The sequence below is a fragment of the Mycobacterium sp. genome, assembly GCF_035499775.1.
GTDB lineage: Bacteria > Actinomycetota > Actinomycetes > Mycobacteriales > Mycobacteriaceae > Mycobacterium.
This window is the reverse complement of record NZ_DATJYB010000126.1, coordinates 1-8,673: the sequence shown is the minus strand read 5'-3', so window position 1 is coordinate 8,673 and position 8,673 is coordinate 1. Positions and strand designations below refer to the sequence as shown.

The 8,673-nt window shown below is 64.2% G+C and carries 7 protein-coding genes and 1 pseudogene; 6 read left to right on the top strand and 2 right to left on the bottom strand.

Annotation, left to right across the window (positions count from 1 at the left end; translation table 11 throughout):
* Window positions 1-83: pseudogene (locus VML93_RS09135) on the bottom strand (2-keto-4-pentenoate hydratase); the annotation flags it as partial.
* A gap of 72 nt (window positions 84-155) precedes the next feature.
* Between VML93_RS09135 and kstD the strand changes: the two are divergent.
* Window positions 156-1,841 (top strand): 3-oxosteroid 1-dehydrogenase, encoded by a 1,686-nt coding sequence (kstD, locus tag VML93_RS09130; protein WP_325609840.1) that lies wholly within the window; start codon window positions 156-158, stop codon window positions 1,839-1,841.
* A 5-nt stretch (window positions 1,842-1,846) separates the two neighbouring features.
* Window positions 1,847-2,707, top strand: coding sequence for a MaoC family dehydratase (locus tag VML93_RS09125; RefSeq protein WP_325609838.1), 861 nt, complete (start codon window positions 1,847-1,849; stop codon window positions 2,705-2,707).
* Window positions 2,708-2,769: 62 nt separating this feature from the next.
* Here VML93_RS09125 and VML93_RS09120 read toward each other — a convergent pair whose 3' ends face one another.
* Complete coding sequence (locus tag VML93_RS09120; RefSeq protein WP_325609836.1) at window positions 2,770-3,609, bottom strand: hypothetical protein; 840 nt, start codon at window positions 3,607-3,609, stop codon at window positions 2,770-2,772.
* A 320-nt stretch (window positions 3,610-3,929) separates the two neighbouring features.
* On the opposite strand from VML93_RS09120, the gene VML93_RS09115 reads away from it, so the two are divergent.
* From VML93_RS09115 to VML93_RS09100, 4 genes are all read left to right on the top strand, one after another.
* Window positions 3,930-4,376, top strand: coding sequence for an MmpS family transport accessory protein (locus tag VML93_RS09115; protein ID WP_325609834.1), 447 nt, complete (start codon window positions 3,930-3,932; stop codon window positions 4,374-4,376).
* Window positions 4,373-7,303, top strand: a complete 2,931-nt coding sequence (locus VML93_RS09110; protein WP_325609832.1) for an MMPL family transporter — start codon at window positions 4,373-4,375, stop codon at window positions 7,301-7,303. Before VML93_RS09115 ends, VML93_RS09110 begins: the two co-directional genes overlap by 4 nt.
* A 46-nt stretch (window positions 7,304-7,349) precedes the next feature.
* On the top strand, window positions 7,350-7,832 hold the full coding sequence (locus VML93_RS09105; RefSeq protein ID WP_325609830.1) for a hypothetical protein: 483 nt from the start codon (window positions 7,350-7,352) through the stop codon (window positions 7,830-7,832).
* Window positions 7,833-7,872: 40 nt separating this feature from the next.
* Window positions 7,873-8,673 (top strand): TetR/AcrR family transcriptional regulator (locus VML93_RS09100; protein WP_325609828.1); only part of this gene is annotated, 801 nt, incomplete at its 3' end.

Below are 8,673 nucleotides of genomic sequence, written 5' to 3'. Positions count from 1 at the left end.
GTCAGCGGGGCGATCGGCTCACGGCTCCGCTCGGCCTGGGCCAGGTCGGCGGCCACCTCGTCGCGGGTCGCAACAGAGAGCATTTACCGAAGTCCCTTCGTCCGCGTGACCGGGCCAGTAGCGCTCGACCCGGGCAATTCTATAACGTGTTCTACATGACAGCACAGGAGTACGACGTCGTCGTGGTCGGAAGCGGCGGCGCCGGCATGGTAGCTGCCCTCACTGCCGCACACCGCGGCCTCTCGACCTTAGTCATCGAGAAGGCCCCGCACTTCGGCGGCTCGACCGCGCGCTCCGGCGGCGGCGTCTGGATTCCCAACAACGACGTCCTCAAGCGCGACGGTGTGAAGGACACGCCCGAAGCGGCCCGCACTTACCTGCACGGCATCATCGGCGACGTCGTGGAGCCGGAGCGCATAGACACTTACCTCGAGCGCGGGCCCGAGATGCTTTCGTTCGTGCTCGACCACACACCGCTGAAGATGTGCTGGGTGCCCCGCTACTCCGACTACTACCCCGAGGCGCCGGGCGGCCGGCCCGACGGCCGCTCGATCGAGCCGAAGCCGTTCGACGCCCGCAAGCTCGGCCCCGACGAGGCCGGGCTCGAACCTGCGTACGGCAAGGTGCCGCTCAACGTGGTGGTCATGCAGCAGGACTACATGCGCTTGAACCAGCTGAAGCGACACCCGCGGGGCGTGCTGCGCAGCCTGAGGGTCGGCGCCCGCACCATGTGGGCCAAGGCGACCGGTAAGAATCTCGTCGGCATGGGCCGCGCGCTGATCGCGCCAATGCGGATCGGGTTGCAGCAGGCCGGAGTTCCGGTGCAGCTCAACACCGCGTTGACCGACCTGTACGTCGAGGACGGTGTGGTGCGCGGCGTGTACGTTCGCGACTCTGAATCAGAGACGGCCGAACCCCGGTTGATCCAGGCCAGACGCGGAGTGATCCTCGCCTCCGGCGGCTTCGAGCACAACGAACAGATGCGGGTGAAATACCAGCGTGCGCCGATCACCACCGACTGGACGGTGGGGGCCAAGGCCAACACCGGCGACGGCATCATCGCCGGCGAAAAGCTCGGCGCCGCACTGGATGTCATGGAAGACGCGTGGTGGATCCCGACGGTGCCCCTGGTGGGCGCGCCGTGGATCGCTTTGTCGGAACGCAACTCACCGGGCGCGATCATGGTCAACATGTCGGGCAAGCGGTTCATGAACGAATCGATGCCCTACGTCGAGGCGGGTCACCACATGTACGGCGGCGAGCACGGCCAGGGCCCCGGTCCCGGCGAGAACATCCCCGCCTGGCTGGTGTTCGACCAGCAATACCGCGACCGGTACTTCTTCGCCGGACTTCAAGGCGGACAACGCATTCCGCGCAAGTGGCTAGAATCCGGCGTCGTCATCCAGGCCGACACGCTGGAGGAGCTGGCAGCCAAGGCCGGTCTCCCCGTCGACGAATTAATGGCGACGGTCCAGCGCTTCAACGGCTTCGCGCGCTCCGGCGTCGACGAGGACTTCCACCGCGGCGAGAGCGCCTACGACAAGTACTACGGCGACCCGACCAACAAGCCGAACCCCAACCTCGGCGAGCTCACCCACGGGCCGTACTACGCCGCCAAGATGGTGCCCGGCGATCTTGGCACCAAGGGCGGCATCCGCACCGACGTACATGGGCGCGCGCTGCGCGACGACGGCAGCGTCATCGACGGCCTTTATGCCGCAGGCAATGTCAGCGCCCCGGTGATGGGACACACCTATCCCGGCCCCGGCGGCACCATCGGGCCGGCCATGACATTCGGCTACCTGGCCGCACTGCACTTAGCTTCGGAAGCCGGCAGGTAACCGTCATGCCGATCGACGTAGAGACCGCGCTGGCCGCGGAGCTGGATCCCATCGAATTCTCTTGGTTCAGTAGCGATGTCCAGCTCTACCACCTCGGACTGGGTGCGGGCTCGGATCCGATGGATCCCCGCGAGCTGCGCTACCTGGTGGACGACACCCCGCAGGTGCTGCCGACGTTCGGCAACGTGGCCGCCACCTTCCACATGACCACGCCGCCGAGCGTCCAGTTCCCCGGCATCGATATCGAGCTGAGCAAGGTGCTGCACGCCAGCGAGCGGGTGGAAGTGCCTGCGCCGCTGCCGCCTTCGGGCTCGGCGACGGCCGTCACCCGGTTCACCGACATCTGGGACAAGGGCAAGGCCGCGGTGATCTGGAGCGAGACGACGGTGACCGCGCCCGGCGGCACGCCGCTGTGGACGCAGAAGCGTTCGATCTATGCCCGCGGTGAAGGCGGATTCGGTGGCGAACGAGGCCCGTCCTCGTCTGATGCCGCACCGGACCGCGCCCCGGACCTGCAGGTTGCGGTGCCGCTGCTGCCCCAGCAGGCGCTGCTGTACCGGCTATGCGGCGACCGCAACCCGCTGCACTCTGATCCCGAATTCGCTGCTGCCGCAGGCTTTCCGCAACCCATCCTGCACGGCCTGTGCACCTACGGCATGACCTGCAAGGCCATCACCGACGCGCTGCTGGACGGTGACGCGACAGCCGTCGGCGCCTACGGCGCACGCTTCGCGGGCGTGGCGTTCCCGGGCGAGACGCTGCAGGTCAACATCTGGAAGGACGACGGGCGTTTCGCGGCAACCGTTGTCGCGCCTTCGCGCGACAACGCCGTCGTGCTGTCCGGAGTGGAGCTGATCCCCGCGTAGCTCTCCTCTCCTCGCCGAGCGTGCGTCCAGCCGCACACCCGCGCACGACTGTGCGGCTGGCGTCACGCTCGACGAGCCCAGGCGGCGGCGACACGACGGATAATCCCGGGCTCCTGGTCCCCGGCCACCACTCGTATGTCAATCCAGCCCTGCCGCTCGACCTTCTCCTGCCGCCGAACGTCCCACCTATATCGCCGCGTATTGGTCCGATGCTGTTCGCCGTCGTACTCGGCGGCGATTTTCAGGTCTTCCCAGCCCATGTCGAGGTACGCGAACACCTCGCCGAATTCATCGCTGACCGGGATCTGCGTCTGCGGCCTGGGGAAGCCTGCCCGAATGAGAAGCAGCCGAAGCCAGGTCTCCTTCGGCGACTGCGCCCCGCCGTCGGCCAACACCAGCGCTTCACGAGCCCGGCGAATTCCGCGCCGACCGGGATACCGCTCGGCGAGAAGCTCACCCTCGGAGACTTTCAGGTCGGTCGCCGCCAGTAGCGCGTCGATGGCGGCTACCGATTCGTCCAAGGGATACCAGCACCCCAAGTCCAGCGCCGTCCGAGAAGGCGTCGTAACCGGCAGACCGTCAATCAACGCGATCTCGTCCTGCGATACCCGGTCCGCGTGGGTCTTGATTCCGGGCGGGGGCCGCCGATTGTCATGGACCAGTTCCACGGCGTGCGCGTCGTCGACCCATTTGCTCCCATGCAGCGCGGCCGCGGAAAACCCTGCAACCACACCGCGCCGTCCGCTCCACAGCCATCCCGCTCGAGCACGAAACTCGTTGTTGACCAGGGTGTTCCGCTCGAGGTAGACGTTCGGAAACAATCGGCGGTATCGCGTGGCGAGCTGGGTTTTGGTCACATCGACGGCAACGAGGGCTTCGCTGCCAATAAACGGCTCAGGCACGACCGCAGCGTCGCACGCAACAGCGACACAGTCACTTCAGCCATCTACAGATATCGCCACATCGGATATCGCCAAATCGCCGACTGTGACGCCAGCCGCACACTCGCGCCCCAACGTGCACCAGGCCGCACGCTCGGCGTACATCTTGCTTGAAGCAACAATGCAGTTTACATTAGCCACTGTGTCAAAAGGGTAGGTGTGGCGCCGGTGGTAGGACACAGCGTCTACGACCAGCGCGGCGACGGCGCATGAGCGCGAGGGCAGAGCGAGCCTCCGGCCCATCGTCGACTCCTGTCGCCCCTCCGTTGAAAGGGTCACGAATGCAGCGGTTTTCGCTCGGACGCCTACTCACCCGACGCTGGATGCTGGTGGTCGCCGTAGCAGTCCTCGCGCTGGCCGGCTTCACGGTGTATCGCCTACACGGCGTCTTCGCCTCCCAAGATGTCACGTCAACTCCTCGCGGCCCCGGCGGCGACGTCGCCCCGTTCAACCCGAAGCACGTGGTTATCGAGGTTTTTGGACCACCAGACACGCAGGCAACCATCACTTACCTGGACGTGAACGCCCAACCTCAGCGCGCGGACGCCGTCATGCTGCCCTGGGCCTACGACACGACCACCACCCAACCGGCAGTGTTCGTCACCGTCTCCGCCCAGGGCAACCGCGACTGGATCGGCTGCCGGATCAAGATTGACAAAGACGTCAAGGACGAGAGAACGGTGAACACCTTGCACGCCTTCGCCTACTGCATGGACAAGTCCGGATGAGCACTCACAGCGTCCCGCGACATTCGATCCCAGCGCTCATCCGCCGGTACTCGGTGCTGATCGCGTTCTTCTGGCTCGGCCTGGCGGTAGTCACCAATGTCTTTGTGCCGCAATTGGAGAAGGTCGCCCAAGCGCACAACGTGTCGCTGAGCCCCCACGATGCGCCGTCGCTACAGGCCAGCAAACGCATCGGCAAGGTGTTCGGAGAGTTCGATTCCGACAGCGCGGCGATGATTGTGCTCGAGGGAGATCGACCGCTCGGCGCCCAAGCGCACACCTACTATGACGGCTTGGTCAACGAGCTCGCCCAAGACACGAAGCATGTCCAGCACATTCAGAATTTCTGGGGAGATCCGCTGACCGCGGCCGGCTCCCAGAGTTCCGACGGCAAGGCGGCGCTGGTACAGGTCTATCTTGCCGGTAATCAGGGCGAGTCGTTGGCCAATCAATCTGTCGATTCGGTGCGCAGTATCGTCGACCACACATCACCGCCGCCGGGCGTCAAAGTCTATGTCACCGGTCCCGCGCCACTGGTCACCGACCAGTTCGAGGTGGGCGGCAAAGGCACCCTAAAGACGACGCTGATCACCATCGGGGTGATCCTGGTGATGCTGTTCTGGATCTACCGTCGCGTCAGCACTGCGGCCCTGGTGATGTTCACCGTCATGATCGAGCTGACCGCTTCCCGGGGTGTTGTCGCCGTTCTCGCGAACGCCGGCATCATCGAACTGTCGACGTACTCGACCAATCTGCTGACTCTCCTCGTCATCGCCGCCGGCACCGATTACGCGATCTTCATTCTCGGCCGCTTTCACGAAGCGCGCTACGCCGGGCAGGATCGGGTCTCGGCATTCGAGACGATGTACCACGGGACCGCGCACATCATCTTGGGCTCGGGCCTGACGATTGCCGGCGCCGTCTTCTGTCTGAGCTTCACGCGGCTCCCGTATTTCCAGAGCCTCGGCATTCCCGCGGCGTCCGGCGTCCTCATCGCAGTGCTGGCGGCCCTGACCCTGGCGCCCGCCATGTTGGTGATCGGACGGCATTTCGGCCTGTTGGAACCCAACCGTCAGATAAGCACGCAGCGGTGGCGACGTATCGGCACAGCCGTCGTGCGCTGGCCCGGCCCTATCCTGCTGGTGACGATCGCCGTGGCCCTCATCGGTCTTCTTGCCCTGCCCGGGTACACGACAAGTTACGACGCCCGCCCATACATGCCCGCCAGTGCTCCGGCCAACGTCGGTTACGCAGCTGCGGCGCACCACTTTTCGCAGGCACGGCTCAATCCCGAACTGTTGATGATTGAAGCCGACCACGACTTGCGCAATCCCACCAACATGATCTTGCTCGAGCGTGTCGCCAAGGCAATATTCCATACCGACGGCATCGCCGAGGTGCAATCGATTACGCGCCCGCTGGGCACACCACTGGAGCACACGTCGATCCCGTTTCAGATCAGCGCGGGAAACGCGTCTCAGATCAACAATCTGCCCTTTCAACAGTCCCAAAATGCCGACCTGCTCAAACAGGTCGCGGTGATCAACAACTCGATAGATATTCTGCGGCAGCAGTATGCGCTGCAACAGCAGTCCAGCGCCGTTACCGACGAGCAAGCGAAGGCATTTCAGCGGACGGTCACCATAGCAAAGGACCTGCGTGACAAGATCGCCAACTTCGACGACTTCTTCCGTCCGTTACGCAGCTATTTCTATTGGGAAAAGCACTGTTTCGACATACCTGTCTGCGCCGCGCTGCGGTCGTTGTTCGACGCCCTGGACGGCATCGACGCACTGACGGACGAACTGAACACCGTTTCGGGCAGCATTGTCAAACTGGACGCGCTGCAGCCGAAGCTGCTTGCGCTGATACCGCCTCAGATCGGGAGCCAAGAAGCCAACCGCGACCTGGTGATGAGGAATTACGCCACCGCCTCCGGGCTGAACAACCAAGCGGCAGAGGCACTGCAGAACGCCACCGCCCTCGGCCAGGCATATGACGCGTCGAAAACCGACGATTCTTTTTATCTACCTCCGGAAGCATTCAGCAACCCCGAATTCCAACGCGGCCTCAAGTTGTTCCTGTCGCCGGACGGCAAGGCTGCCCGCATGATCATCACCCACGACGGCGATCCGGCAACGCCCCAGGGTATTTCGCACATCAACGCCATCAGACATGCCGCCCAGGAGGCCATCAAGGGCACACCCCTGGCCGGATCCAAGATCTTCCTCGCCGGTACAGCGGCCACCTATAAGGACATCCAGGACGGCGCCAGATACGACCTCGTGATCGCCGGAATCGCTGCGCTCAGCCTCATTCTGCTGGTCATGATGGCCATCACCCGAAGCGTCGTCGCCGCATTGGTCATCGTAGGTACCGTGGCACTGTCGCTGGGCGCATCGTTCGGGCTTTCCGTGCTGATTTGGCAGGATATCTTCGGCATCCAGTTGTACTGGATTGTGTTGGCGCTGGCCGTGATCCTGCTGTTGGCCGTCGGGTCGGACTACAACCTGCTATTGATTTCGCGGTTCAAAGAAGAGATCGACGCCGGCTTGAAGACCGGCATCATCCGGTCGATGGCCGGCTCCGGCGCGGTAGTGACGTCGGCCGGTTTGGTGTTCGCGGCGACCATGGCCTCTTTCGTGTTCGCCGACTTGCGGATTCTCGGTCAGATCGGGACGACGATCGCCCTCGGCTTGCTGTTCGACACGCTGATTGTGCGTTCGTTCATGACGCCGTCCATCGCAGCGCTGATCGGACGATGGTTCTGGTGGCCGCTGAGGGTGAGACCCCGCCCTGCCAGTCAGATGCTTCGGCCCTATGGATCACGCCGAGCCGTCCGCCAACTACTGCTGTGGGAGGACGACGACCCGGTTGCTCCCGGATCACCCTCGCGCTCGGCACGGGCCGCCGGCAGTCCGCATACCTAACAGCTGATATCCGCGCAGTGCTGGACGAAATCGAAGGAATGGCAATATGGATCTCGGACTCTGGGGTTATCTCACCATCCTTGCCGGGGTGTCGGCAGTGGCCTGCGCCGCATGCGTTTTCGTTTACATCGAAAGGCTGGAAAAACGGGTGCCCGCACCCCTGGGCGAGCACGTCGGTGCCCACAAGGCGGTTCTGGCCAAACTTCGCAAACGCGAACCACTGACACAGGACGAGTACGACTACGCGAGTGAACTGGTTGCCGACGCCCGATCACCGCTCGCCTATGCGATACCCGCCACCCTGTGTCTTGCCGGATCGTTCTACGTGGTCGGCTGTCTCTACCAGCTCCATGTCTACGGCGGGAACCCCTCCTTCCGAACGTTCATTGGTGGACTCCCCATCTTGGGCTCCATAAACCTGTTCGCTCAACTGCGCAGAGTCGCGCGACTGAACAACCGCCTGAGGGATGCTGTGATCGCTACCGAGGCGGGGACTGTCAGTGTCCGTTCCGCTCAAGGCGAGTACTGACGGGGCCCTCATGCGACACGATCGAGCCAGTGGTGAATCTGTGCGGCCCGCCACGGTAGCCGACCATCCACCCGTCGCCCCAGAGTTGATCGAGGCGGCGGTGCGGGCCGCCGAAGCCCTGGAACGCGACATCGCCGAAGTCTCGGTCAGCGACATCGCCGCCGAAGCCCACATCTCCCGCAGTACGTTGCTGCGTAGACTCGGCGGATCGCGCAGTTCGCTCGACGCCGCGGTCCGTGCCGCCGGCATTGATCCCGGCGGCCGCCCCCCGGTACGCCTGCGAGCGCTCACTGCCGCAGCGGCCGTGGTCAGTGAGAACGGCTTGGCTGCCGCCACTCTCGAAGCAATCGCCGACCGCGCGGGGTGCTCGGTGTTCAGTCTGCACGCCGCATTCGGCGGGCGCGACGATCTCATGCGCGCAGTGTTCGACCAGTTCAGTCCCATCCGCGATATCGAGGAATATCTGGCCCGGCCGCAGGGCGATCTGCACTCTACGGTGCACGGCTTCTACCGCACTGTCGCCAATGCACTGAGCCGCGAACCCCGCGTCGCTCCAGCCATGTTGGCCGAAGTGTTCTCGCGACCGACGAGCACCGCAGTGCAGTCATTGGCCGGCTATGCAGCACCGCGGATGTTGGGCACGCTCGGAGTTTGGTTCGATGCCGAGGTGGGAGCGGGACGCATCCGCGATCAGCCGGTAATGGTGCTGGCCCAACAACTCCTCGGGCCGATCATGATTCACATGCTGATGCGTCCGGCCTTCCCCGAAGTTCCCGGCATCACCCTCCCAGACGTCGACGTCGTGTGCGAGGCCTTCGCCGTTAACTTCATTCGCGCTGTG